The organism is Streptomyces sp. NPDC002730 (assembly GCF_042888805.1).
In the GTDB taxonomy this organism is placed as follows: domain Bacteria; phylum Actinomycetota; class Actinomycetes; order Streptomycetales; family Streptomycetaceae; genus Streptomyces.
Genome location: NZ_JBIAQG010000001.1, coordinates 924,436 through 950,086 on the forward strand (window position 1 = coordinate 924,436; position 25,651 = coordinate 950,086).

Genomic DNA, 25,651 nt, shown 5'->3' on the forward strand with positions numbered 1-25,651 from the left:
CGGCGTCAACCGGGGTTGACTGTGGATAACTGTCAATGTAGGTTGACGGTTATGACCGAAGCAACCGATCTCGCCGAGCGGGCGGGCGACCGCGACCCACGGATCGGGCTGCGAGCCGTCGCCGCGCTGCGGCGGCTCCTTGAACAGCTCGAAGCCGTGCAGGTGCGCAGTGCCCGTAACCAGGGCTGGTCGTGGCAGGAGATCGCGGCCGAGCTGGGCGTCAGCCGGCAGGCCGTACACAAGAAGTACGGGAGGCAGTGATGTTCGAGCGTTTCACCAAAGACGCCCGGGATGTCGTGACGGGCTCCGCAGAACACTCGGAGCGGGCGGGCGAGGACTCCATCACCGAGGAGCATGTGCTGCTGGCGATGCTCGACCAGGAGGGCACGCGGGCGGCGTTCGCGTTCGCGTCGCTCGGAATCACGGACCGTCGCGCGTCGGTCGATGACGCGCTGGCGGAGGCGAGGCGGCGTGGGGGCCTGTCGAAGGCGGACGAGGATGCGCTTGCGGGGCTCGGCATCGATGTGGCCGAGATCGTCTCGAAGGTCGAAGAGGCGCATGGACAGGGCGCGTTGCAGGCGGGCGGGAAGCCGAGGCGGTGGTGGCCGGGGCGCCGTCCGTTCACCGCGGCGGCGAAGGACGTGCTGGAGCGGTCACTCCGCATCGCGGTGGGCCGCGGCGACCGCTACATCGGCGGCGAGCACCTGCTGCTGGCGCTGGTGGCACGGCCGGGCGTGGTGGCGGACGTGCTGGCGGAGCACGGGGCGACGTACGAGGCGGTGGAGCGGGCGATGTTCGGTGGCGGCTCGGCGAAGGCGGGGTGAGGTGTGCGGGGCGTGGTGTTCCCCCGCCCCGCCCCGCCCCTTCCCGAAACCGGGGGCGGCGCCCCCAGGCCCCCCCTGGCGGGGAGGGGTACGTGGGGGCTGACGCCCCCACACCCCCGAGCGGCAGCTTCGCGCCGCAGACCACAGACTCCGGGGGCTCGCCCCCGACCGGCGGCTTCGTGCCGCGAACCCGGGGACAAAGCCCCAACGCCGACGGGCGCCCGACGGGCGCCGGGCCTGTCCCTGGCAGGGGGACGCGCAGGGGTCGTGTTCTGGACGTAAAGCGTCGCAACTCGCGCGAAGCGCGGTGACCACGCGGCGGAGCCGCGTATCGGATGCAGCGCAGTGCCGGACACGAGCCCCGGAGCGGACCCCGGACGGCCACCGAGACGAGACCGGGCGCGCCCATGCACCCAAGCCCCGCACCCCCGGCAGGGACCCGGCGTCCCCGTTGCTCAGGCGCCCGGTTTGCGTAGGAGTGCTCCGATGTGGGCCGCCGCCGTTGACAGGTGGCGGCGGGCATCGCCCAGTTGGGACTCCGTCACCCCGTGGTCCCGCGCCGCATCCCTGATGTCGTCCCGGAAGCGGTCCAGCAGCCGGTCGAGGTCGCGTGCCGGGTCGCCCGAGTCCGTCGTGTCCCTCGCCCACTCCGGCGCCGCGCCAGCGCCAGCGTCAACGTCAACGTCAACGTCAACGTCAACGTCAACGTCCGCGTTCGACGGTTCCGGCTTGGTGAACGGCGGCCAGGCCGTCCCCCGCGCCAGGCCCCCGAGCTGCATGCTGAGCTCCGACAGCCCCTCCCGTACCCCCGTCGGCCAGTCGCCCCGCGCAAAGTGGTCCTGCACCTGGTCCTGGACCTGCTTGGCGATGCGCTGCATCTCCTGGCGGGCCGCGTCCTGCGCCTCCTTGGCCTGCCGACGTGCCTGCTGCGCGTCCTCGCGGGCCCGGCGAGACTCGTCCTTCGCGCGGCGCGCCTGCTCCTTCCACTCCTGCTTGGCGCGGCGCAGCTCCTCCTTCGCCGCCCGCCACGCCTCCTTGTCGCCGAAGGCGGACTCCCAGTCGGCCCGTTCCTTCGCGCCGCCGGGCGCATGCCGTGTCTCCGTCGCCGCCGCGCGCATCTCGCTGCGCAGCTTGCCCGCCGCGCCGCGCACGTCGTCACGGATCTCCGCGGCCAGTTCGGAGACGGACTCGCGGATCTCCAGCTCGAGGTCGGCCAGCTCGCCGCTGCGCCCGGCCAGTTCCTCGCGGCCCGCGTCGGTGATCGAGTAGACCTTGCGGCCGCCCTCGGTGGCGTGGGTGACCAGACCTTCGGCCTCCAGCTTGGCGAGCCGCGGGTAGACGGTGCCGGCGCTCGGCGCGTACAGGCCCTGGAAGCGCTCCTCCAGCAGGCGGATCACCTCGTACCCGTGGCGCGGGGCCTCGTCCAGGAGCTTCAGCAGATACAGGCGCAGTCGGCCATGGGCAAAGACGGGCGGCATGTCAGAGCACCTTTCCGGTGGGGGCTGCGTCGTACGGTTCGTCCTCCGCGGGCGGCCGGCGGAGCAGCGCGATGGAACCGGAGACCGTCGTCGCCTTGAGCGTCCCCGTGCCCGCGCCCAGCGTGCCGGTGATCTTCTTCGCGCCCCACTGGCCGCTGACCCGCAGGTCGTCGAAGGCGTTGGAGACCGCGCCGCTCGCGGTGTTCGCCTCGACCTGTGCGTCCGCGGGGTGCGGCAGCCGGATCGCGACCTCGCCGGAGACGGTGGTCAGCCGGATGTCCGTCGGCTTCCCGGCCGGGTCGAGGTCTATGACCATGTCGCCGCTGACGGACTCGGCCCGTACGGAGGAGCCCGCGCCCTCGATCACGGTCAGATCGCCGGAGACCGAGTTGTAGCGGAGGTCGCCGGTGACGGACTGGGCCTCCAGGTTGCCGGAGACGGATTCCGCACGGACCGCGCCGGAGACCCCGACGAGGGTGGTGTCGCCGCTGACGCCGCGTATCGCGGTGGGCCCCTGGATGCCGGAGACAACGGCCGCGGCGCCGACGACGCCGACCTCTACGGCCGAGCCGGCCGGGACGGCGAGGGAGACGACGGCGCTGCGGTGCCAGCCCTTGCGGTCGAGCCACTTGAGGAAGCCCTTCCAGGGCAGGTCCTCGTACGCGACGGTGAGGGTGGAGCCCTGCTGGGTCACGATCAGCGGGGGTCCTTCGATCTGGGAGATCTCCAGGCGGGCGGAACCTTCGTCCGTGCCCACGACGTTGACCGTTCCGTTGACGATACGCACGTTGAGTGCCGTCACCGGGTCGTCGAAGGTGAGCTTCTTCGGCTCTGCAACGGACCACTCGGACATGGTGCGACCTCCCTGGGCCGGCCGTGACGCAACATATCGCGTCTCTTGCTGAACACGATATATCGCGGTTGGGCTGTGTCAAGTGTGGGGGTGGCCCCTCGGGTTGCCATTGAGTGCCATCGGGCGTCATACGAGACCGATTGGGCGCCATATGGGGGCAAATTGGCCTAGCGTATGGGCCATGGACGCGACACCCGTGGGAGCGCTGCTGCTGTGCCGGGCGGAACCCGCCGCCGTACGCCACCCGGCCCATCTACTGCGCGAGCGGCAGCTCCTCGTCGCGGCCGGCGACGAGTGGAGCGTGCTGGTCCCGGAGGGCAAGCCGTGGCTGGACGGCGGCGAACCGGTGGACCGGGTGCTGGCGGGCTGGGCCGCGGCGCTCGCGGTCGGTGCGCACTGGCCGGTGCTCGCGCTGTGGTGGGACGGCGACCGGGCCGGGTTCACGCTGGCGTCCGGATTCCGCCGACCGGTCGGGTACGTGTGGCTGGCGGACGGCAGGCCGGTCGGCGAGGACGAGGCGATGCGGACGTTCGCGGCCCGGCTCGGCCTCGATCCGGTGCTGGACCTGCAGGCGCTCGAGCCGCTCACGCTGCCCGACCCGGAGGCGGACGCGCGGGCCCGCCTGCTGGGCCTGATCGCGGTCCTGGCCCGGTCGGGCCTGGACCTGCCGACGGGCATCGGCCCGGGTGAACCGGCCGACCGGCTGCGGTCGGTCGCGCGTGCGCAGGGCGCCGAGACAGTGGAGTGGTCGGGCTGGCGCGATGCGGTACGGGCGGAACTGGACGCGGTGGAGGAGGGCCCGCTGGGCCCCTGGCTCCGTGGCCCCAAGGCCCGTGTCCTGGGCGCGGCCCAGCTGGCGGCGGGGGCACCGCTGGCGGCGTGGGGGCTGCGGCGGCGCAGTGGGGGATGGGTGGTCGCGGGGGTGGTGCTGATGGGGCACGGGGTGCTGGGGCTGGCGTACGACCGGATGAGGGGCCGCGGGGGTGGACAGAACACCTAGGGCAGGCTGCCGGTACCGGCCCCCGCCGCCCGGCTACTCGTCCTCGTCCTCGTCGTCCAGCCGCGCCAGCCACGTGGCCAGGCGTTCCACCGGGACCTCGAAGTCCGGGTTGAGGTCCACAAACGTACGCAGCTGTTCGGCGAGCCACTCGAAAGTGACCTCCTCCTCGCCGCGTCGCTTCTCCAGCTCCTCGATGCCGCGATCGGTGAAGTACAAGACATGCTCCTGGTACGTACGGGATCTACCTCTTCAGACTACGGCGACTTCCGACTCTCCCTTGCAACCGTGCAGGCCAGTAAGGTCGTCGCCATTCCCGTAGAACCCAAATGCGGTATCGCAGGGACGAGTTGGCCGTGGAGACGGGGGGAACCGTGAACGGACGCGTCCAGCAGATCGAATTACCCGGGGGAGCCGTAGTGCTCGCCCGGCTGTCCACGGCCGGCGGTGGCGGATACGGCGAGGACGACGAGGACGTCGGCTTCGTCGAGAACGTCACCGCCAAGGTCCAGCAGCTCGACCGGCTGATCACCGAGGTGGGCGCCTCCGTCCTCGAGGCCGCGGCCGCCGCCAAGCCGGACGAGGCCAGCGTCACTTTCGGTGTCGAGCTCACCGCCAAGTCCGGGGTTGCCCTCGCCGTACTCGCCGCGGGGGAGGCCAAAGCATCCGTCCAGGTCACCCTCACCTGGAAGCTGAAAGATCAGCCGGCCCAGGACCCGGCCCAGGACCCCGCCCAGGACCCGGCCCCGGACACAGCCTCCGCCCCGGGCACCGGTACCTCATGAGCGATTCCGACTCCTTCATCGACGCCCTGACCCGCGCAGCCACCGTCCACTTCACGCCCGCGCGGCAAGGGCCGGACGTCGCCGCCATGTGGGGCAGCGGCTTCTTCGTAGCGCCCGGCTGGGTGCTGACCTGCGCACACGTCCTCGCGCCCCATCTCAAGGGCGACCAGGCACGCGTCTTCCACCTCCGTGGCAGTGAAGTGAACGGCGGCGAGCCCCTCGAGGCGCAGCTCTCCTGCTGGCTGCTCGACGGCGAGCCGCGTGCCGAGCAGCGGGTGCCCGTCGAGCAGGATCTCGCCCTGGTGCAGCTCGTGGAGCCCGATGTCGAGCACGAATGCGTATGGCTCACCGATCGCACCGAGTACCCCGGCGGCCGCGGCACAGTCCAGGGCTACCGGCCCGAGCAGCAGGAGGACGGCGCCGAGAAACGCGCCGTGCGATGGAAGGCCACCGCCAGGATCAACGGCTTCGACGACGACTACGGGATGCGATTCCGGCCAGAGGCGGAGTTCCCCAAGGGCGGCTCGGGCTCCCCGGTCGTCGACGTCCATACCGGCGCCGTCGTCGGCATCCTCAAGTCCCGGCGCGTCGGCAGGGACGGCGGCATGGCCATCGCCGCCACCGCCCTGCGCCGGTTCGGCCCCGCGTACCAGCTCGTCATGGCCGCACACGACCGCTGGCACGGCCAGTCCCCGAAGGTCACCGGGCACAACTGGATCGAGCGCCAGGACCAACTCCCCGGCGCCGGCGTGCACACCAGCGGCGAGCAGTGGAGCCCCGTGGACCGGCGCGAGGCACTGAGCCTGCTCGCCGGCGTACACCCGCCCGCCGGTATCCGCCCCGTCGCCGAGCTTGCCAAGAAGGCCCGCGGCGGCGTCGCCCCGCCGCCCGGGCAGCTGCTGCCCCGCATCTGGCGCGACGGACACGGCCTGCTGTACGAGGCGGGGCAGCCCGTCGCCGCCATCGCCGCGCTGCACTACCTCCAGCTGGTGGTGGAGTACGAGCGCAGCCGAGGCGCCGAAGTCGCCCCGCTCGCCGACTGGGTGGCTCGACGGCTTCAGGAAGTGCCCCGGATCGTGCACACCGTGGTGACCCAGGCGACGCTGCCGCCCGGACTCGTGCACCCGCGCAGCGCCGACGGCCAGGACCGGATCGTCGTCCGCTATCCGCGGCCCGGCGACGGGTCCGCCGTCGTCATCGTCGAGCTGGAGCCGGTCTGTGACGCCCGGCCCGCCCGCTTCTACTGGCGGATCCGGGTCGACGACGGCCATGACGTCAACGAGCCGCTGCACGAGGAGCAGACGGGCGAAGGCGTCCCGCCGGAGCAGATCGTTCAGAAGCTGCGCGGCCCGCTGGACGAGGTCTTCGCCTCGGTCGATTCGCCCGGTGCCCCGGCTCCGCTCGAAGTCGCCCTGCCCGCGGACCATTTCGACACCGCCGTGCACCGTTGGCAGCTCACCGAGATGGCCCGGCTCCACCATCCGGCGTATGTCGGCGTACGACGGATGGTGGTGCTGCGTGACCTCGCGAGACGAGGAGAACCGGACACCGTTTGGCTGCGCCGCTGGGAGGGGATGCTGGCCGCCGAGGCGCTCACCGCCTGCCGCACTCCGCCGCAGCGCCAGGTCCCCCGGCCCCGCCACTTCGAGGAAATGCCGCCGTCCGCCGTACCCGTCCTGTGCCGGCCCGCAGGCAGGGGCGTCGGACGGAGAGCCATCGGCATGGCACTGCAGGCCGGACACGGCATCGCCCTGTGGCACACCGACGGCCATCCCGACCACGGCTGTACGGAGTTCTGCGAGGACGTGCATCAGGGCGCGGCCGTACTGCTCGCACAGACCGCGGGCGCGATTGAGCTTCCCGACCGGCTGCGACGTATCCGGGACGACATCAGCGGATCGAGGAACAGCACACACTGGGCCGAGGGGGTGGCCATGCTCTACGACGACCCGAGCCGCCCGCTGCCCGCCGACGACAGCGGACCGGTGGACTCCCCATGAGGAGCCGCCGCGGAGCAATGGAACGAGCAATGGGACGGCAGGGCGGTGGGTACGTAACGGACGTGGTCCGCCACGGGTCCCACCGACCGCCGACGAGGAGCGAGCGATGGACGACTGGCTGATCTACCGTGGCGTCGGCGCACCGGATCCCGACCGGATCCGGCACCTTCCGCCGCCGCCGCCCTGGCGCGCCTTCTCCGGAGAGCCGCTGCCCGACCCGGCGCCGCCGATCGACAGCTCATCGACCCGGCGGCTCGGCGCGCGTGTCGAGGCCCCGCCCGCCCAGGACGCCGAAGCCCTCGAACTGATCAATGCCGCCCTGTACTTGAGGCGGCCGCTCCTCGTCACCGGTGAGCCGGGTTCCGGCAAGTCGACGCTCGCGCACTCCGTCGCGTACGAACTCGGCCTCGGCCGAGTGCTCCAGTGGCCCATCGTCAGCCGCACCGAGCTGAAGGACGGGCTGTACACCTATGACGCGATCGGCCGGCTCCAGGACGCCCAGCTCGCCGAGCGCCAGGCCGACGACATCGGCCGGTACATCAGGCTCGGGCCGCTGGGCACCGCGCTGCTGCCCGCCGAGCGGCCGCGCGTGCTGCTCATCGACGAGCTCGACAAGAGCGATATCGACCTGCCGAACGATCTGCTCAATGTGGTGGAGGAAGGGGAGTTCGCGCTCCCGGAGCTGGAGCGGATGGCCGACCGGCCCGGTCAGGACGAGGTGCGGGTGCTCACCGACGACGGCCGCCGGGTGCCGGTGCGGGACGGCCGGGTGCGCTGTCACGCCTTCCCCTTCGTGGTGATGACCAGCAATGGCGAGCGCGACTTCCCGGCCCCGCTGCTGCGCCGCTGCATCCATCTGCATCTCGACCCGCCCCGCGACGAGCGGCTGGCCGCCATGGTCCAGGCGCACTTCGGGGCCGGGTCCGACGAGCGGAACCTCGATCTGATCAGCCAGTTCACCCGGGAGGACGGCGACGGCGAACTGCGTCCCACCGACCAGCTGCTGAACGCGATCTTCCTCACGCAGCACGCGGTACGTGAGGAGCCGGGACGGCGCGAGGAGATTGCCGAGCTGCTGATACGTCCTCTCGAGACCAGGCAGCGGTGACGCTGTGGACGCCGCCCTCCCGGCCCCCGCCGCCCTCCCGCCGCCCGGCGCGCTGACCGCGCTGGTCACCCGGCTGCGCGAGGCCGAACTGAAGCCGACCGCCGAGGAGTTGGCCGACGCCCTGTGGCTGGCCCGCTTCGTACCGGCGGCGGCCCCCCGCCGGCCCGGCGCCGCGCCCGCCGGGCCCGCGGGGCCGCAGCCCGTGAACCCTGCTCCCGTGGACGTCAAGGAGACGTCCGCGCCCTTGTCGTTCAAGCCGGGCCCGGTGCCACGCACCCGTATCGACCTGTTCGGGTCCGCACAGTCGGAGGGCGCGGCCGGCGGCGTACCGGACGGAGATCTGCGGAGGGTTCCCGTACCGGCCGCCGCCGTGCTCCCCGACACACTCGCGCTCCAGCGTGCCCTGCGGCCGCTGCAGCGCTACCGGCCACCCATGCGCCTGGTCCGCCGCGAGCTCGACGAGGTCGCGACGGCCGACCGGGCCGCCGACACCGGACTGGTGGTGCCGGTGCTCGCCGCGGTACGGCGGCGTGAGGCGCGCCTCGCCCTCGTCATGGACGTCTCCTCGTCGAATGTCGTGTGGAACAAGGCACTCGACGAGCTGCGGCAGATCTGCGAACGCGCCGGGGCCTTCCGCGAGGTCGCCGTCCACCATCTGCGTGAGGACGAGCACACCCCGGCCCAGCTCGGTGACCCCACAGGTCGGCAGCTGACCCTGGTGCTCAGCGACTGCGCGGGCCCCATGTGGCGCAGCGGCCGGATGCAGCGGCTGCTGCACATCTGGGCGTCGACCGCGCCGGTCGCCGTGGTGCAGCCGCTGCCGCAGCACATGTGGCGGCGTACGCATCTGCCCGCGCGGCCCGGACTGCTGCGGCGGCGCGAAGGACCCGCTGGGCGGCTGGAGTTCAATGCGCCGTACGGCGGGGCCGAACGGGGCATTCCGGTGCCTGTGCTCGCCCTGCGCCGCTCCTCCTTCGAGGCCTGGACGCGGCTGGTGGCCGGCGCCACCGGCCAGTCGTTGAACGCCGCGGCGGGCCTGGTCAGAAGCCGTCACGAGGCGGCCGCGGGCCGGGCCCGTACGGCACAGGACATCGACGCGGGCGAGCGGGTGCGGGCCTTCCGCAGAACCGCGTCGCCGGCCGCCGCACAGCTCGCCGTCTATCTGTCGGCGGTGCCGCTCGTCCTTCCGGTGATGCAGCTCGTCCAGCGCGCGATGCTGGTCCGCAGCAGTCCCGATGTACTGGCGGAGGTGCTGCTCAGCGGGATGCTGCGACGGGACGACGACGGCCCGGCCGAGGACGAGGGCGGCCCCGCGTACACCTTCCTGACCGGCGTACGCGAAGAGCTGCTCGGCCAACTGGGCGCGAGCAGCGCGGCGTTGGTGCTCAAGCACTGCTCCGAGTACGTCGAGACGCGCTACGGGCGCACGGTACGGAACTTCCCGGCCATGGCCGCGGCCTTCCTCGCGGGCTCGGTGGACCCGAGGCCCGCGGTTCTCAGCAGTCCGGACAGCCGCGGTCTTTCGGCCTTCGCGCGGGTGTCGGCGCAGGTGCTGCGGCGGCTCGGCGCGGCCGAGCCGACCGCACCACCGGGCGGCCTGCCGGGCGGGGGACCGGCCGCACTGGTGGCACAGGCGCGCGCCTGTATGGCGCATTTCGGCGAGTACGGGACCGTACGCGACCTGGACTCGGCGATCCAGCTGCTCGGCTCCGCCACCCAGGCCGAACGGCGCGCCACCGAACGGGCCGTGCTGTACGGGGAGCTGGCCGAGGCCCTGCTGCGGCGCTGGCTGGTGCGCCCGCTCCCGGAGGACCTGCGCGAGGCGCTCGACGCCGCCCAGAACGCGATCACGGGACAGCCGCAGGCGCATCTGACGCTGGCGCAGGTGCTGGAGGCGATGGCGGACGAGGTGGAGGCGGGCCGGCTCAGCCCCCGGCTGATGCCGGAGTGGGTGCGGGTACAGACGGCCGCGGAAGCCCATGCCCCGGGACTGGTGGCGTCGGTCCTGCTGGCGACCGCGGACACCAGTCTCGCCGAGCTGACCGACAGCACTCCACGGTCGGAGGGTGCGCGGCTGCTCCGGCAGACCGCCGCGGTGGCCAGGATCCGCGTGCTGCGGCGCCTTGCGGTGACCGGCGCGCCGTACGCCCTGCGCGGCCCCGGCCGGCCCGAGGACTGGTTCACCGGCACACTGCAGACCGCGCTCTCCGTCGTCCATCTGCTGCTGGCCGACGAACACCGGGCGGACGAGCACCGGGCGGACGAAGACTGGGAGGACGAACACCGGGAGTCCGCGCTGCTCATCAGGGGCGGACTGCTGCTCGAACTGGCCCGCCACCACCGGGGCGAGGGCCCGGTCGCCAGGGAGGCCGACGAGGCGGACCGCATCGCCGCCCGCGCCTTCGCCGACCGGGCCGACAACGATCTGCACGCCGGCATCGACGGACTCGACTGGGACGCCGTCCCGCAGGCGGAGCTCTGTCGCGCCTGGCTGGACTACGCCGACGCCATCGAGTTCGCCCACGAGGACCTCGACGACGACGACAGGCTGCGTATCCTCCAGGCCCTGGACCAGGCGCGCCGGCACGTGGGCAAGGACGAGGAGGCCGAGGCCGACTGTCTGCTGCGGATGGCCCGCGTGCTGGACCAGCGGTACGCGTCCACCGGCGGCTGGGTGCACCGCGACTCGGCGATCGCCGCCTGGACCTCGGCGCTGCCGCTGCTGCCTCCCGGCGATCCCCGCCGCGGCATGATCCTCACCGCGCTCGGCAGGCAGCTGACCGAGCGGGGTGTGGACAAGGACTCGGCCGTCGATGTGCACGCGGCCGTACGGGCACTGCGCGGCGCGATCGACGAGACGCCCGGCGCCGATCCGGAACTGCCGCGCCGCAGGGCCCTGCTGGGCCATGCGTACATCGAGCGCTTCCGTGCCGAGGAGGCGGTCGCCGACCTCCACGAGGCGGACTGGGCCCTGGGTGCGACGGCCCGCGGTGCGGACGACCCCGAACTGGCTGCCTATGCCTGGTGGTACCGGGCGCTGGCATCCTCACTCCTCGCCCAGCGCACCGACTCGCCCCCCAGGCTCAGCGACGCCGCCGCCTACTTCCGCCGCGCCGCCGCCGAACCGAGGACCGGCGACCTCACCGAACGGGCCGTCACCGCCCAGTGGATGAGAGCCACCCGCCTGGAACGCACCGCGGGTCCCGAGCGCGCCCTGGAGGAACACCGGGCGGTGCTCCGCATGCTGGTCGCCGCGGACGCGGCGGACCTGGAGGCGGCGAGCCTCGTACGCCAGGAGCTGGCCAGACTCGGCGCCGGGGGCACCTGAGCACGACAGGCCGGTTCAGGTCGCGTCGAGGGACCGGAACAGAGCGACCTCTCGTATACGCCGGAGGGCCCGGCCCCGCGTTCAGCGCGCGGGGACGGGCCCTCCGTGACGTACAACCAACCGGTCAGGCCTCGAAGACCTCGTTGACCAGCTGCTGCTGCTCCGCCTGGTGACGCTTGGCCGAACCGACCGCCGGGGACGAGCCGTGCGGGCGGGAGATGCGGCGCAGGCGCTCGCCGTGCGGGATGTCCGCGCCGACTGCCAGGTCCAGGTGGTCGATCAGGTTGAGCGCGATGAACGGCCACGCACCCTGGTTCGCCGGCTCCTCCTGCGCCCACAGGTACTTCTCGGCGTTCGGGAACTTGGCGATCTCCGCCTGGAGCTCGGCACCCGGCAGCGGGTACAGGCGCTCGAGACGGATGATCGCGGTGTCCGTGTTGCCGCGCTTGACCCGCTCGGCGTCCAGGTCGTAGTAGACCTTGCCGGTGCAGAAGACGACCTTGCGGACCGCGTTCGGGTCGACCGAGTCGTCGCCGATCACCGGGCGGAAGCCGCCGTTGATGAACTCCTCCGCCTTCGACGCCGCGGCCTTCAGACGCAGCATCGACTTCGGCGTGAAGACGATCAGCGGCTTGTGGTGCGGGTTGTGGACCTGCCAGCGCAGCAGGTGGAAGTAGTTCGACGGCAGGGTCGGCATCGCGACCGTCATGTTGTTCTGCGCGCACATCTGCAGGAAGCGCTCAGGACGGGCGGACGAGTGGTCCGGGCCCTGGCCCTCGTAGCCGTGCGGCAGCAGCAGCGTGACGCCGGAGGTCTGGCCCCACTTCTGCTCGGCCGAGGAGATGAACTCGTCCACGACGGTCTGCGCGCCGTTGACGAAGTCACCGAACTGCGCCTCCCACATGACGAGCGCGTCCGGGCGGGCCAGGGAGTAGCCGTACTCGAAGCCCATCGCCGCGTACTCGCTCAGCAGCGAGTCGTAGACGTTGTAGCGGGCCTGGTCCTCGGAGAGGTACAGCAGCGGGGTGTAGTCCTCGCCGGTCTCCTGGTCCACCAGCACCGCGTGGCGCTGGCCGAAGGTGCCACGGCGGGTGTCCTGGCCGGACAGCCGGACCGGGGTGCCCTCCATCAGCAGCGAGCCGATGGCGAGCGTCTCGCCCATGCCCCAGTCGATCGTGCCGTCCTCCACCGAGGCCGCACGGCGCTGCATCTGCGGCATCAGACGGGGGTGGACCGTGACCCGCTCGGGGATGTTGACCTGGGACTCGGCGATCCGCTTCACGACCTCCTGGGAGACCGCGGTGGTGACGGTCACCGGGAACTCGGCCTGGGCGTCCGGGACCTGCGTCGGGGCCGGTTGGCTGGTGGCCTCGCGGACCTCCGCGAAGACCTTCTCCAGCTGGCCCTGGAAGTCCTGGAGCGCCTGCTCCGCCTCTTCCAGCGTGATGTCGCCGCGACCGATCAGCGACTCGGTGTAGAGCTTGCGCACCGAGCGCTTCTTGTCGATCAGGTTGTACATCTGCGGGTTGGTGAACTGCGGGTTGTCGCCCTCGTTGTGACCGCGGCGGCGGTAGCAGATGAGGTCGATCACGACGTCCTTGTTGAACGTCTGGCGGAACTCGAAGGCGAGCCGCGCCACGCGGACCACGGCCTCCGGGTCGTCGCCGTTCACATGGAAGATCGGCGCCTCGATCATGCGGGCCACATCGGTCGCGTACATCGACGAACGCGAGGACTCCGGGGCGGCGGTGAAGCCGACCTGGTTGTTGATGACGATGTGGACCGTGCCGCCGGTGCGGTAGCCGCGCAGCTGGGACATGTTCAGCGTCTCGGCGACGACACCCTGGCCGGCGAAGGCCGCGTCACCGTGCAGGGCGACGGGCAGGACCGTGAAGTCCGTACCGCCCTTGTTGATGACGTCCTGCTTGGCGCGGGCGACACCCTCGAGGACCGGGTCGACGGCCTCGAGGTGGGAGGGGTTGGCGACCAGCGAGACCTTGATCTGCTCGCCGTCCAGACCGGTGAAGGTGCCGTTGGCGCCCAGGTGGTACTTCACGTCGCCGGAGCCGTGCATCGACTTCGGGTCGAGGTTGCCCTCGAACTCCCGGAAGATCTGCGCGTACGACTTGCCGACGATGTTCGCGAGGACGTTCAGCCGGCCGCGGTGGGCCATGCCGATGACGACCTCGTCCAGGCGCGACTCGGCGGCCGAGTCGATGACCGCGTCGAGCAGCGGGATGACGGACTCGCCGCCCTCCAGCGAGAACCGCTTCTGACCGACGTACTTGGTCTGCAGGAAGGTCTCGAAGGCCTCGGCGGCGTTGAGGCGGCGCAGGATCCGCAGCTGCTCCTCGCGCTCCGGCTTGGTGTGCGAGCGCTCGACCCGGTCCTGGATCCACTTGCGCTGCTTCGGGTCCTGGATGTGCATGAACTCGATGCCGGTGGTGCGGCAGTACGAGTCGCGCAGCACGCCCAGCACATCACGCAGCTTCATCAGGGACTTCCCGGAGAAGCCGCCGACGGCGAACTCGCGCTCCAGGTCCCACAGCGTGAGGCCGTGCTCGGTGATGTCCAGGTCGGGGTGCTTGCGCTGGCGGTACTCCAGCGGGTCGGTGTCGGCCATGACATGGCCGCGGACCCGGTAGGAGTGGATCAGCTCGAAGACGCGCGCCGCCTTGGTGACGTCGTCGTCGTGCGAGGCGTCGATGTCCTTGAGCCAGCGGACCGGCTCGTAGGGGATGCGCAGCGCCTCGAAGATCTCGTCGTAGAAGCCGTTCTCGCCGAGCAGCAGGTTCGCGACGATACGGAGGAACTCGCCCGACGCGGCACCCTGGATGACCCGGTGGTCGTACGTCGAGGTGAGGGTCATCACCTTCGCGACGCCCAGCTTGTTCAGGGTGTCCTGCGATGTGCCCTGGAACTCGGCCGGGTAGTCCATCGAGCCGACGCCCATGATGACCGACTGCCCGGGCATCAGACGCGGCACGGAGTGCACGGTGCCGAGGCCGCCGGGGTTGGTCAGCGAGACGGTGACGCCGGTGAAGTCGTCCATCGTCAGCTTGTTGTTGCGGGCGCGGCGGACGATGTCCTCGTAGGCCTGCCAGAACTCGAAGAAGTTCAGGGTCTCGGCCTTCTTGATGCCCGCGACGACCAGCTGGCGGTCGCCGTTCGGCTTCACCAGGTCGATGGCCAGGCCGAAGTTGACGTGCTCCGGCTTGACCAGGGTCGGCTTGCCGTCCTTCTCGGCGAAGGACCAGTTCATCGACGGCATGGCCTTGATGGCCTGCACCATCGCGTACCCGATGAGGTGGGTGAAGGAGACCTTCCCGCCCCGGGCGCGCTTGAGGTGGTTGTTGATGACGATGCGGTTGTCGAACAGCAGCTTCACCGGGACGGCGCGCACGGACGTGGCCGTGGGCAGCTCCAGCGAGGCGTTCATGTTCTTGGCGACCGCGGCGGACGGGCCGCGCAGCGTCACGTACTCGGGGCCGGCCGGGGCCTCGGTGGCCGGGGCAGCGGCGGCCTCGGCCGGCTTGGCGGCGGCCGGGGCGGGCTTCGCGGGCGCCGGAGCGGCGGCCGCGGGCTTCGCCGGGGCGGCGGGCGCGGCTGCGGCAGGGGCCGGAGCGGCCGGTGCCGGTGCCGGGGTTGCCGGCTTCGCGGCCGGGGCGGCCGATGGCGCGGCCTGCGGAGTGGTCACCGCAGCCCCCGCGGCTGCGGCACCCTCGGGCTTGTCCGCCGTGCCGGACGTACCCGGCTTGTAGTCGGCGAAGAAGTCCCACCAGGCACGGTCGACCGAATTGGGGTCCTGGAGGTACTGCTGGTAGATCTCGTCGACGAGCCACTCATTGGGGCCGAACGCGGCGGCAGGGTTCTTACCCTGCCCGCCTTGGTCGGTCGAGATGCTCGCGTTACTGGGGGACTGAGACGACACGGCGGTAACCGCCCTCTTCCGCTTCACAAGGTGATGGACAGCGGAAATAAAGGCTACGCCTCCCTGGCCGAGAGGTGCAGGCGGGGAGGGCCATCGTCGCGCAAGTCACACCGGACGGCGGGTTTCGGGGCTGTGAATGGCGGGAAACAAGCGCGGTTCCGCTTCGCGCGGGTATGCCACACCGTGGCTGCGACCCGTCGGCTCGCACCCCTGACGACGTACTGGCCCGCTATTGGCCACGCCCTCACTCCGTACACGCAGAATGCGTGCTTCCGGTTCGAACCCTACGTCAACCGCGTGCTGCCCGAAGGCCCGGAAGGGTGACCTGGATCCGGCATCCCCGGGAGGATTCGGCCACCCCGATGCGCCCGCCGTGCAGATCGACCGCCCAGCGCGCGATCGCCAGGCCGAGGCCCGTACCGCCGTCGCTGCCGGGTCCGTGCGGTGAGGTGACGCTGCCGCGATTGAAGCGCTCGAAGACTCGGTGGCGCTCCGGCTCCGGGATACCGGGGCCCTCGTCGAGCACTTCCAGGTCGAGGGACTCCGGCTGGGAGCCGCGCCTGGCCCGTACTGTCACGCGGCCGTGCGGCGGGGAGTGCTTGACGGCGTTGTCGATCAGATTGGCCACCACCTGGTGCAGTCGCTCGGCGTCCGCGTGTGCGGTCAGCTCGGGCGGCGACACATCCAGGTGCAGATGTACGTCCGTACGCGTGTGGTTGCCTGACCCGGAGGTCAGACCGCGCTGGGCGGCGGCCAGATTGGCCTCCTTCAGCACACCGGAGAGGTACGGCCAGACCTCGAAGCGGCGGGCCCGCAGCGTGACGACGCCGTTGTCGAGCCGGGACAGATCGAGGAGCGTCTCCACCAGGCGGCCCAGGCGCTCGATCTGCTTGAGCGCGGTGCGCATCGTCTCCGGGTCTGCGGCGGACACCCCGTCCACGACGTTCTCGAGCACGGCGCGCAGCGCGGCGATCGGCGTGCGCAGCTCGTGCGAGACGTTCGCGACCAGCTCCTTGCGGTGCTGGTCCACGGCCTCCAGATCGTCGGCCATGCGGTTGATGGTGGAGGCCAGGTCGCCGAGCTCGTCACGGCGGTCGGCACCGCGCACCCGGCGTGTGTAGTCGCCGTGCGAAATGCCCTTGGCGACGGTGTTCATCTCATCCAGCGGCGCGGTCAGGCTGTGCGCCACGAACTGGGTGATCAGGAGGGTCGCTATCACCGAGAACACCGTGATGAAACGGAGCTCGGTCTCGGTGCGCAGAGCGACCACGAGCAGACCGGTGGTGATGAAGACCGAGACGACGACGAGCGTTCCGAGCTTGGTCTTGATCGAGATGGAAACGGAGCGCAGCCGGCTCCGCCGGTTGCGCAGCCCGTTCCAGGGCCGCCGCCGTCTCATGGCCGCCGCCTCATGGTGCCGGCGTCTCCAGCGCGTAGCCGACGCCGTGGACGGTACGGATCCGCTCGGCGCCGATCTTGCGGCGCAGGGCCTTGATGTGGCTGTCGACGGTCCGGGTGCCCGAGGCGTCCGCCCAGTCCCACACCTCCGCGAGCAGCTGCTCGCGGGAGAGGACCGCGCGCGGCGTGTTCGCCAGGCAGACCAGCAGATCGAACTCGGTGGGTGTGAGATGTACGTCCTCGCCGCGCACCCGGACCCGGCGCTGGGCGTGGTCGATCTCCAGCTCGCCGAGGCGGAGGATCCCGCTGCGCGGCGTCACGGCGGCGAGCGCGGCGCGCTCCACCCGGCGCAGCAGCACATGCACCCTGGCCGCGAGCTCCCGCATCGAGAACGGCTTGGTCATGTAGTCGTCCGCGCCGACACCGAGGCCGACCAGCATGTCCGTCTCGTCGTCGCGCGCTGTGAGCATCAGCACGGGGACGGGACGCGTCGCCTGGACCCGGCGGCAGACCTCGAGGCCGTCGAAGCCCGGCAGCATCACATCGAGAACCATCAGATCGGGCTGCCAGGCCTCGGCGGCGTCGACGGCGGCCGGGCCGTCCACGGCCGTCTGCACCAGAAAGCCCTCTGCCCGTAGACGGGCGGCGATGGCGTCGACGATCGTCGCGTCGTCCTCGACGACCAGCACCCGGCGCTGGGCGCCGGGCGTGGCCGCGACGCCGTTGTGCGTGGTGTGTGTCTGCTCCATCGCCCCGCCCCTGTACGCGTTCTCGCGAGCTGCATGCTGATGTGGATGCCGAAGTAGATGCCGTGTGTAGGTGAGCAGCGTAAGGGCAGTTACGGCATCCCGGCTACGCAGGGCGAACACCGAGGTGGACCACGTCGGGGACTCCTCGGGCAACCCGGATCTCTTCGGTTGTAACCCCGGTGAATCCGGCATTCCGCAACGCATCCTCAAACGCGGAGGAGGGCTGCGCGGACCACACGGCGAGGATTCCGCCCGGCTCCAACCGGCCCTGGCAGGCGGCGAGTCCGGACGGTGAGTAGAGGTTCTCGTTGTCGTCGGTGACGGTCCAGTCGGGTCCGTTGTCGATGTCGAGGCAGAGGGCGTCGTAGCGGTCCGTAGTGGTGCGGAGATACGTGACGAGGTCCGTGTGCAGGATCACGCTGCGGGGATCGGCGAGGGCGTCGCGGGAGATCGCGGCGAGGGGGCCCGTGCGGTGCCAGTCGATGATCGCCTGCTCGCGCTCGACGACGGCGATACGGCGCCAGCGGGGGTTCTCCGCGGCACGGGCCAGCGAGAAGCCGACGCCGAGACCCCCGATGAGCACCGACGGTGCAAGGTGGCCGGCGAGCGCGTCGAGGGCCGCGTCGACGAGCAGACGCTCGGAGCGGCCGTCGGAGGTGTCCATCAGGAAGCACCCGTTGGCGATGATCTCGTGATGCTCGCCACGCTGCCGCAGCACGACCTCCCCGTACGGCCCCTCGCGCCGGTCCAGGGTGACGGGGCCGTCGGTATGGAGCGGCATGGCGGTGACCTCCGGGCAAGGGGTCTCCCCGCCGAAGGCGGGGGAGCGGTCGGACGCGTTGCGGTGGCCATAGTGGCGCCATGGGGCGAGAGGGACAAATGCTTTCCGGGCCGGTGCGGTTCACCGCCGATTCACAGCCGGGCCACAGCGGGATCACAGACCGCTCGGCAAGACCTGACGTGCGCACGACGCTCGAGGTGGGATCAAGGTTGCCTCATGTGGCGCAGGTCATAGACGGGGGTGATGGTGATCGCGTTGGGTGGGGGTTCGTTCGGGGCTTGACGAGAGGGGCCTCACGCGTGGAACAGCTGACGACGCGCGATCCGGTCAAGGGCCAGGAGCTGCTGGGCGGCATCCCGGCCCAGCCCACGGCGCCGACGCGGGTCGCGACGCCTGCCCTCCCGTCCGCACCCAGGCCCGTCCCGTGCCCGCGGCTGCCCCTGTGGCGGCAGGCGCTCCAGTTGCTGCCCACGCCGACCGGGACGCCGTTCACCTTCTGCTACGTCCTCGTACTGCTCACCACGTCGCTCTTCGCGCAGTACGGAGACCCCGCGATCGTCTCCTCGCTGCTCCGTGGCTCCAGTACCGACGTCGCCCACTTGGTGGACACCCCCCTGCTCGTTCTCGGCGCCAGCGCGCTGTGGGTCGCGGGTGGTCTGCTGGGCCCGTACGCGATCGCGTTCCTGTTCACGCTCACCGCGCTGGAACGCCGCATCGGCGGCTGGCGCGCCGCCGGAGTCTTCCTGGTCGGCCATGTCGCGGCGACGCTGGCCACGGAGATACCGGTCGCGGTCTCGGTGGCGACCGGACATCTGCCCGTCAGCTCCCTGCACCGCCTCGACTACGGCATCAGCTTCGGTCTGATGGCGAGCATCGGCGCCCTGGCCGGACTGCTCCGCCCGGTGGCTCGCGGCACGCTCCTCGGCTGTGTGTCCCTGATCCTCGTCCAGGACCTGCTCGCCCTCGAGGATCCGCTCACCAACTGGGGCCATCCGCTGGCACTGCTGGCCGGAATCGCCTGCTGGCCCGCGGTGGGCCGCTGGTCGGCGCGGCGGGAAGAGTCCGTGCTCCACGGCCGATGAGTTTCTCCGGCGCCGGCCGTCCTGATGGGTAGACCGGCGAACAGGAGACCGAAGTGAGCAGCAACCACGCAAAGACTCGCGTCACCCAGGTGCGTACGGTGTCGATCCCGGTCACGGACCAGGACCGGGCCCTTGAGTTCTATGTCGGCACGCTGGGCTTCGAGAAGCGCGTCGACACGCCCTTCGGAGCGGGCGAGCGCTGGATCGAGGTCGCGCCCTGGGGGCGGAGACCTTGCTCGCGCTCGTCGCCGCGACCGATGACCTGCCCGCCGGCGTCGAGACGGGCATCCGCCTCACGACCGAGAACGCGGACGCCGACCACGCGGCCCTGCTGGCCGCAGGTGTGGACGCCGGCCCCGACGTGCTGCGCTGGGGCGGCGGAGTGCCGGCGGTGTTCCTCTTCCGCGATCCGGACGGCAACACGCTCCGGATCGTCGAGCGCAGCTGACCGCCCCGGTGGGACCGGTCTCAGTCCTGCGGGAGTGCGGCGAACACCGCCCGCAGGGCCGGCGGCCGTGTCGTGTCGTCGGTGGTGACGGTGTGACCGGCGTACGTGAGCCGGTAGGTGAATCCGTCCGCGATCGGGCTGCCTGTGGCCTCGCGGGGCAGGCGGGCGAAATCCGCCTTCTCCAGGGCCGTGCGCAGCTCGGTCAGCTCGGCGGGTGTCATCCGGCCGGTCCGGGCGGGTCCGGTCCTCGAGGACGTGGTGTAAGTGCCGTCGTCCCGGACCACCAGCGTGTCATGTACGCCGGCGATGCCGCCGGTGACCGTCATCCCGACCAGCGGCCGCGCCGGAGCAGTGGTCGCCGAGGGCGACGGTGCGGGCGAGGCGCTCGCTGATTCCGCCGGGCCCGGCGACCCGGCGCCGCCGCCTCCCGCGCACCCCGCCGTCAGGGCGGCGGCCAGCAGCACACCCGCCGTACCGCACCGAGCCCGTGTGATCAGTCGCATGTGCCCACCTGTCGTCCGTACCGCACCCGTACGTGCCCGCAGTATCTCCTCCGGCGCCCCGACCGGTCAGGCGTACGGGGCAGCCGGTCGCGCGTACGGGTCGGGCGCATGGGTCGGCCGGTCGCGCGTACGGGTCGGCCGGTCGGGCATACGGGTCAGCCGGTCGGGTCGTAGTAGAGGCTGACCAGCGGGGCCTGCGTCCGCCAGCCCAGCGACTCGTACAGTGCCCGCCCCTCCGGTGTCGCGCCCAGCACCCCGATGCCCGCGCCCTGTTCGACCGCGGCGTTGTGGAGCGTACGCATCACCAGGCTGCCGAGCCCCTTGCGCCGGTGCGCCGACGAGGTCTCCACCTGGTCGGCGACGGCGGTGGCGCCGGTCGGTGCGATCTGGCCGCGGGCGGCGAACGAGCAGTCCGCGGCGACCACCAGGACGCGGGTGACGCCGCCGCGGGACCAGGTCTTGAGGGAGTAGCCGTCGGGCACGGCGGTCTCGGTACGGCGGAGCTCGGCCCACATCAGCCAGCCCGGCTCGTCGACCTTCCAGCCCGGCCCGGCCCAGGAGAGGACGGAATCGGGGTCGGCGAACACCTTGAGCCAGACGCTCGGGGCCGCGACCGCGTCGGCGATCTTGCGGACCGTCGCCTCGTCGTCGGCGGTCAGCACATGGCGCGTGGCGTGTTTTACCTGGCCCACGTCGACGCTGAACCCCCAGGGTTCGGCGACGGGATCCGCCGCGCCGCGCGAGGCGACCCAGCCGTGGACCCAGGCCCGGACGGTCTCGGCGGTGGACTCGAAGGTCATCCGTACTCCTCGGGCAGCTGGATGCGTAATAGACAAAATCGATGATTGGCTATTACATCGCGAGGAGCCTCGCCTCGCGAGAGCTGATCGCTGACAGCGAACAGGTCCGGGGGAACATCTCCAGGGCGCCGTGCATTGAGTCCATAAAGCTCAACTTGACTGCCATAGGGGAGATCATGGCTTCGACGTCCACACCGCTCACCCTGCCCGTGCTGCCGCTCGACGACGAGGTCGTGCTGCCCGGAATGGTGGTGCCGCTCGACCTGTCCGACACCGAGGTGCGCGCCGCGGTGGAGGCGGCCCAGGCTGCCGCCCGCTCCAGCGGTGAAAGCAAGCCGAAGGTGCTGCTTGTTCCGCGGGTCGACGGCTCGTACGCCGGGACCGGTGTGCTCGGGACCGTCGAGCAGGTGGGCAGGCTCTCCGACGGCGACCCCGGCGCGCTCATCCGCGGCCGCGGCCGCGTGAAGATCGGCGCGGGCACCACGGGACCCGGCGCCGCGCTCTGGGTCGAGGGCGCCCAGATCGACGAGAGCGTGCCCAACCCCCTGCCGGGCTCGGTCGCCGAGCTCGTCAAGGAGTACAAGGCGCTCGCCACCAGCTGGCTGAAGAAGCGCGGCGCATGGCAGGTCGTGGACCGGGTCCAGCAGATCGACGATGTCTCGCAGCTCGCCGACAACTCCGGCTACTCGCCGTTCCTCACCACCACTCAGAAGATCGAACTGCTCGAGACGGCCGACCCGGTGGCCCGCCTCAAGCTCGCCACCGATCAGCTGCGTGAACACCTCGCCGAGCAGGACGTCGCCGAGTCCATCGCCAAGGACGTCCAGGAGGGCGTCGACAAGCAGCAGCGCGAATTCCTGCTGCGCCGTCAGCTCGAAGCCGTACGCAAGGAACTGCGCGAACTCAACGGCGGGACCACCGACGCCGCGGACGAGTCCGACGACTACCGCACCCGCGTCGAGGCCGCCGACCTCCCCGAGAAGGTGCGGGAAGCCGCCCTCAAGGAGGTCGAGAAGCTGGAGCGGTCCAGTGACCAGAACCCCGAGGGCTCCTGGATCCGCACCTGGCTCGACACCGTCCTGGAGCTGCCCTGGAACGAGCGAACTGATGACACTGCCGAGCACAACATCCAGGGCGCCAAGGCGATCCTGGACGCCGAGCACGCGGGCCTGCAGGACGTGAAGGAGCGGATCACCGAATACCTGGCGGTGCGCAAGCGGCGCGCCGACCGGGGGCTCGGCGTGGTCGGCGGGCGGCGCGGGGGCGCGGTGCTCGCGCTCGTCGGCCCGCCAGGCGTCGGCAAGACCTCACTCGGCGAGTCCGTGGCGCACGCGATGGGCCGGAAGTTCGTCCGGGTCGCGCTCGGCGGTGTACGGGACGAGGCGGAGATCCGCGGCCACCGGCGTACGTACGTCGGCGCGCTGCCCGGTCGTATCGTCCGCGCCATCAAGGAGGCCGGCTCGATGAACCCGGTCGTCCTGCTCGACGAGATCGACAAGGTCGGCTCCGACTTCCGCGGCGACCCGGCCGCGGCGCTGCTCGAAGTCCTGGACCCGGCGCAGAACCACACCTTCCGCGACCACTACCTGGAGGTCGAACTCGATCTGTCCGACGTGGTGTTCCTCGCCACGGCGAACGTCCTGGAAGCCATCCCGGAGGCGCTGCTCGACCGGATGGAGCTGGTCAGGCTCGACGGCTACACCGAGGACGAGAAGGTCGTCATCGCGAGGGACCACCTGCTGCCGCGCCAGCTGGAGCGGGCGGGACTGGAGCCCGGCGAGGTGACCCTGGACGACTCGGCGCTGCGCAAGCTCGCCGGCGAGTACACCCGGGAAGCGGGCGTGCGCAACCTCGAGCGTTCGGTGGCCCGGCTGCTGCGCAAGGTGGCCTCCCAGCACGAACTGGGCGAGCAGGAGCTGCCGTTCACGATCGGCGCCGAGCAGCTGCGCGGTCTGATCGGACGGCCGCACCATGTGCCCGAGTCCGCTCAGGACCCGTCCGAGCGCCGTACGGCCGTGCCCGGTGTGGCCACGGGCCTCGCGGTCACCGGCGCGGGCGGCGACGTCCTGTTCGTCGAGGCCTCGCTGGCCGACCCGGAGACGGGCGCGGCGGGACTGACCCTCACCGGCCAGCTCGGCGACGTGATGAAGGAGTCCGCGCAGATCGCACTGAGCTTCCTGCGCTCGCACGGCGCGGAACTGGAGCTGCCGGTGGCCGATCTGAAGGACCGGGGCGCGCATATCCACTTCCCGGCGGGCGCGGTGCCCAAGGACGGTCCGAGCGCGGGCATCACGATGACGACGGCGCTCGCGTCGCTGCTCTCCGGACGCCAGGTGCGTACGGATGTGGCGATGACCGGAGAGGTGTCGCTGACCGGACGGGTGCTGCCGATCGGCGGTCTGAAGCAGAAGCTCCTTGCCGCGCACCGAGCCGGTATCACGACCGTTGTCATCCCCAAGCGGAACGAGGCGGACCTGGACGACGTCCCGGCCGAGATCCTGGACAAGCTCGAGGTGCATCCGGTGACGGATGTCCGCCAGGTCCTGGAGATCGCGCTGTCTCCGGCCGAGGTGCCGGTGGCGGCCGCGGCCTGACGGTCCGACGGCAGGGCCCGGTGGTGTGCCACACCACCGGGCCCGAGCGCTGTCCGCCGACCGGGCCCGAGCGCAGCGTCCGCCCCGTCCCGAGCGCTGTCCGCCCGCCGCCGCGGGCTACCCCTTCGCAGCCTTCTCGTACAGCTTGCGGGCATCGGCGTTGAAGCGGACCGCGGTGGTGACGCTGTCCGTGTCGCCGCCGCTGGTCACCCCGATCAGCTGGCCCGGATGCTTGGGATCCCGGTAGTCGGCGAGCCAGGGGCCGCCGCTCGTGCCGTCCCAGAAGCCTGAGCAGTCCATGCGTACGGACCCGGCGAGTGCCGGATCCTGCTGGGTGTCGGTGGTGCAGGAGATGGGCTTGTTGGCCGGGTTGTGGTCCGGGTTGGGGTAGCCGACGACCGTGACCCGGCGGGTAGCGGCAGAGGCCCAGTCGACGGGGGTGCCGCCCACGACCTCCTGGACGTTGCGGCCCTTGGCGTCCGGCTCCACGGTCAGGAAGGCATAGTCCACGGAGTCGGAGTCGTCGGTGACCTTGCGCCAGCGGTCGTCCACCTGGATGGCGCGGACCTTCCAACGCCCGTACGGCGCTTTGCCCGCACCCGCCCCGGTGAAGCCCGGCGCGAAGCTGAAGTTCTCCAGGTAGCTGCCGTACTCGAAGACACAGTGCGCGGCGGTGGCGATGACATTGCCCTTGGGGCTGTCCACGACGCTCGCGGAACAGAAGTGTTCGCCGTCCTTGTCGAGCAGCACCCCGGCGGACGACAGACCCGCGAACGGAGTCGCGGAGGACTGCGGCTCGGGCGGGTCCGGCAGCTCGGCGGGCTTGCTGCCCGTATCGGCGGAGACCGGCCCGCCGCACGCCGTAGCGGCGGCGAGCAGGGCTATTGCGGGCCACCTCAGCAGCCTCATCGGGCGAGCGATCCACTTCATCCGGCCATCTTGCCTGTTTACGGCTGTCAGTCCAGCCACCCTCGCAAGGTCGCCTGCGCTCCCGCCTGAAAGCGGGTCTCCGCGCCCAGCGTCTCCAGCAGGCGGCTGATCCTTCGGCGCGCCGTGTGGACATGGACGCCGAGACGGCGTGCGATCGCCTCGTCCTTGAGCCCGGCGGCGAGCAGTCCGAGGAGCTCCTTCTGCGCCGTGGGCAGCGAGCCGCAGCTGCTGGCGGAGCCGCCGAGCGGGGTGGCCCGCTCCCACACCGTCTCGAAGAGCGGCACCAGTACGTTGCCGAGCAGAGCGTCGCCGATCACCAGGGCCGAGGCCGTCGGGTCAGCCGCGTCGGCCGGCGGGAGCAGCGTGATCCGGCGGTCCACGGCGATCAGTTTGGTGGGGACCGCGGTCGCGACGCGGGCCCGCAGCCCCTGCTCGACAAGGCCGGTCAGCGAGCGCATCCGGCCCGGGTAGCCGAGCCCGTCCCGGTCCAGGACGGTCCGCACCTCCACCCCGCGGTCCAGGAGGGCCTCGATGTCCAGGCACGGGGTGCGGGAGTTGTCGTCCCCGCGGGGGCCCTTCACATACGGCGGACGGTCCAGGATCGCGACCTCGCGCTCCGCCGACGCCAGCAGATACTCCGCCCGTTCGCCGATCTCCTTGGGGCCCGTCACCACCTCGATACCGCCCTCGGGGGCGCTGGGCGAGCCGGACATCAGCCGGCCGGCGAGCTGGTCCGCGCTCATCCGTAATCGCTCCAACTCGGCCGAACGTAAGTGGAGTTCGGCCTGACGGCGGTGGATGAGGGTACGGATGGCCGCGGCCGGCGCGGCCGGATGCGGCAGTCCGCCCCCGTCGGCGGGCAGCGCGATGCCGTGCTCGACGAGATGGCCGAGCGCCCGGTCAAGACGCTCGCGTGGCAGCCCCAGCAGGCGCGCCAACTCCTCGGCCCCGGCGGCCCGTTCCTTGAGCAGTGCCTCGTAGGTGCGTTCTTCGGCCTTACCCAGGCCGAGGGTGTGCAGTTCCCCCTCGCTCATGCGTCGGATTCTCACTCTGTCTTCACGG

The 25,651-nt window shown here is 71.4% G+C and carries 21 protein-coding genes and 1 pseudogene; 11 read left to right on the forward strand and 11 right to left on the reverse strand.

The genetic code is table 11. The annotated features are described in order from the left end of the window. Positions 1 to 51: 51 nt before the first annotated feature. Entirely contained in the window at positions 52 to 261 is a 210-nt protein-coding gene (locus ACFYXH_RS04535) for a helix-turn-helix domain-containing protein (RefSeq protein ID WP_040248424.1), read from the forward strand. Further along, a complete protein-coding gene (locus ACFYXH_RS04540) occupies positions 261 to 824 on the forward strand; it encodes a Clp protease N-terminal domain-containing protein (RefSeq protein ID WP_389560481.1) in 564 nt (187 codons plus the stop codon). The genes ACFYXH_RS04535 and ACFYXH_RS04540 overlap by 1 nt, the downstream gene beginning before the upstream one ends. A 455-nt stretch (positions 825 to 1,279) precedes the next feature. Here ACFYXH_RS04540 and ACFYXH_RS04545 read toward each other — a convergent pair whose 3' ends face one another. Both ACFYXH_RS04545 and ACFYXH_RS04550 read right to left on the reverse strand, forming a co-directional pair. Beyond that, the gene (locus ACFYXH_RS04545; RefSeq protein WP_389560483.1) at positions 1,280 to 2,302 is read right to left on the reverse strand and encodes a helix-turn-helix transcriptional regulator; all 1,023 of its coding nucleotides are present in this window, start codon (positions 2,300 to 2,302) and stop codon (positions 1,280 to 1,282) included. 1 nt (position 2,303) lies between these two features. Beyond that, complete coding sequence (locus ACFYXH_RS04550; RefSeq protein ID WP_389560484.1) at positions 2,304 to 3,155, reverse strand: DUF4097 domain-containing protein; 852 nt, start codon at positions 3,153 to 3,155, stop codon at positions 2,304 to 2,306. A gap of 181 nt (positions 3,156 to 3,336) precedes the next feature. Here ACFYXH_RS04550 and ACFYXH_RS04555 point away from each other — a divergent pair, with 181 nt between their 5' ends. Beyond that, positions 3,337 to 4,155, forward strand: a complete 819-nt coding sequence (locus ACFYXH_RS04555; RefSeq protein ID WP_389560486.1) for a hypothetical protein — start codon at positions 3,337 to 3,339, stop codon at positions 4,153 to 4,155. Positions 4,156 to 4,188: 33 nt separating this feature from the next. On the opposite strand, the gene ACFYXH_RS04560 is transcribed toward ACFYXH_RS04555, so the two are convergent. Continuing rightward, the gene (locus tag ACFYXH_RS04560) at positions 4,189 to 4,371 is read right to left on the reverse strand and encodes a DUF6104 family protein (RefSeq protein WP_003961784.1); all 183 of its coding nucleotides are present in this window, start codon (positions 4,369 to 4,371) and stop codon (positions 4,189 to 4,191) included. A 155-nt stretch (positions 4,372 to 4,526) separates the two neighbouring features. Here ACFYXH_RS04560 and ACFYXH_RS04565 point away from each other — a divergent pair, with 155 nt between their 5' ends. The 4 genes from ACFYXH_RS04565 to ACFYXH_RS04580 all read left to right on the forward strand — a co-directional run bounded on the left by ACFYXH_RS04565 (position 4,527) and on the right by ACFYXH_RS04580 (position 11,373). Further along, positions 4,527 to 4,937, forward strand: coding sequence for a CU044_2847 family protein (locus ACFYXH_RS04565; RefSeq protein WP_389560488.1), 411 nt, complete (start codon positions 4,527 to 4,529; stop codon positions 4,935 to 4,937). Further along, positions 4,934 to 6,937: a trypsin-like peptidase domain-containing protein gene (locus ACFYXH_RS04570; RefSeq protein WP_389560490.1), complete on the forward strand. Its 2,004-nt coding sequence runs from the start codon at positions 4,934 to 4,936 to the stop codon at positions 6,935 to 6,937. Before ACFYXH_RS04565 ends, ACFYXH_RS04570 begins: the two co-directional genes overlap by 4 nt. A 106-nt stretch (positions 6,938 to 7,043) precedes the next feature. Continuing rightward, positions 7,044 to 8,045 (forward strand): AAA family ATPase, encoded by a 1,002-nt coding sequence (locus ACFYXH_RS04575; protein WP_389560492.1) that lies wholly within the window; start codon positions 7,044 to 7,046, stop codon positions 8,043 to 8,045. Between the two features lie 4 nt (positions 8,046 to 8,049). Continuing rightward, the gene (locus ACFYXH_RS04580; protein ID WP_389560493.1) at positions 8,050 to 11,373 is read left to right on the forward strand and encodes an SAV_2336 N-terminal domain-related protein; all 3,324 of its coding nucleotides are present in this window, start codon (positions 8,050 to 8,052) and stop codon (positions 11,371 to 11,373) included. A gap of 124 nt (positions 11,374 to 11,497) precedes the next feature. Here ACFYXH_RS04580 and ACFYXH_RS04585 read toward each other — a convergent pair whose 3' ends face one another. From ACFYXH_RS04585 to ACFYXH_RS04600, 4 genes are all read right to left on the reverse strand, one after another. Continuing rightward, entirely contained in the window at positions 11,498 to 15,304 is a 3,807-nt protein-coding gene (locus ACFYXH_RS04585) for a multifunctional oxoglutarate decarboxylase/oxoglutarate dehydrogenase thiamine pyrophosphate-binding subunit/dihydrolipoyllysine-residue succinyltransferase subunit (protein WP_389560494.1), read from the reverse strand. 289 nt (positions 15,305 to 15,593) lie between these two features. After that, positions 15,594 to 16,703: an ATP-binding protein gene (locus ACFYXH_RS04590; RefSeq protein WP_389560495.1), complete on the reverse strand. Its 1,110-nt coding sequence runs from the start codon at positions 16,701 to 16,703 to the stop codon at positions 15,594 to 15,596. A 10-nt stretch (positions 16,704 to 16,713) separates the two neighbouring features. Then, positions 16,714 to 17,451 (reverse strand): response regulator transcription factor, encoded by a 738-nt coding sequence (locus tag ACFYXH_RS04595; protein ID WP_327326033.1) that lies wholly within the window; start codon positions 17,449 to 17,451, stop codon positions 16,714 to 16,716. A gap of 103 nt (positions 17,452 to 17,554) precedes the next feature. Then, positions 17,555 to 18,232, reverse strand: a complete 678-nt coding sequence (locus tag ACFYXH_RS04600) for a spermidine synthase (protein ID WP_389560497.1) — start codon at positions 18,230 to 18,232, stop codon at positions 17,555 to 17,557. 299 nt (positions 18,233 to 18,531) lie between these two features. Here ACFYXH_RS04600 and ACFYXH_RS04605 point away from each other — a divergent pair, with 299 nt between their 5' ends. The 3 genes and pseudogenes from ACFYXH_RS04605 (at position 18,532) to ACFYXH_RS04615 (ending at position 19,762) form a co-directional block, all read left to right on the forward strand. Further along, on the forward strand, positions 18,532 to 19,314 hold the full coding sequence (locus ACFYXH_RS04605; RefSeq protein ID WP_389560499.1) for a rhomboid-like protein: 783 nt from the start codon (positions 18,532 to 18,534) through the stop codon (positions 19,312 to 19,314). A gap of 98 nt (positions 19,315 to 19,412) precedes the next feature. After that, a pseudogene (locus tag ACFYXH_RS04610) lies at positions 19,413 to 19,475 on the forward strand (glyoxalase); the annotation flags it as partial. A gap of 71 nt (positions 19,476 to 19,546) precedes the next feature. Further along, positions 19,547 to 19,762 (forward strand): hypothetical protein, encoded by a 216-nt coding sequence (locus tag ACFYXH_RS04615; RefSeq protein WP_389560677.1) that lies wholly within the window; start codon positions 19,547 to 19,549, stop codon positions 19,760 to 19,762. Positions 19,763 to 19,782: 20 nt separating this feature from the next. Here ACFYXH_RS04615 and ACFYXH_RS04620 read toward each other — a convergent pair whose 3' ends face one another. Together ACFYXH_RS04620 and ACFYXH_RS04625 are read right to left on the reverse strand one after the other, a co-directional pair. Next, positions 19,783 to 20,265: a protealysin inhibitor emfourin gene (locus ACFYXH_RS04620; RefSeq protein ID WP_389560501.1), complete on the reverse strand. Its 483-nt coding sequence runs from the start codon at positions 20,263 to 20,265 to the stop codon at positions 19,783 to 19,785. Positions 20,266 to 20,420: 155 nt separating this feature from the next. Continuing rightward, positions 20,421 to 21,065 carry a GNAT family N-acetyltransferase gene (locus tag ACFYXH_RS04625; RefSeq protein ID WP_389560503.1) on the reverse strand — a complete coding sequence of 215 codons (645 nt, stop codon included), beginning with the start codon at positions 21,063 to 21,065 and terminating at the stop codon, positions 20,421 to 20,423. A gap of 176 nt (positions 21,066 to 21,241) precedes the next feature. Here ACFYXH_RS04625 and lon point away from each other — a divergent pair, with 176 nt between their 5' ends. Beyond that, a complete protein-coding gene (gene lon, locus ACFYXH_RS04630; RefSeq protein WP_389560504.1) occupies positions 21,242 to 23,659 on the forward strand; it encodes an endopeptidase La in 2,418 nt (805 codons plus the stop codon). Between the two features lie 117 nt (positions 23,660 to 23,776). Here lon and ACFYXH_RS04635 read toward each other — a convergent pair whose 3' ends face one another. Further along, positions 23,777 to 24,589 (reverse strand): trypsin-like serine peptidase, encoded by an 813-nt coding sequence (locus ACFYXH_RS04635; RefSeq protein WP_389560506.1) that lies wholly within the window; start codon positions 24,587 to 24,589, stop codon positions 23,777 to 23,779. 26 nt (positions 24,590 to 24,615) lie between these two features. Next, positions 24,616 to 25,623 (reverse strand): helix-turn-helix domain-containing protein, encoded by a 1,008-nt coding sequence (locus ACFYXH_RS04640; RefSeq protein WP_389560507.1) that lies wholly within the window; start codon positions 25,621 to 25,623, stop codon positions 24,616 to 24,618. Between the last annotated feature and the right edge of the window lie 28 nt (positions 25,624 to 25,651).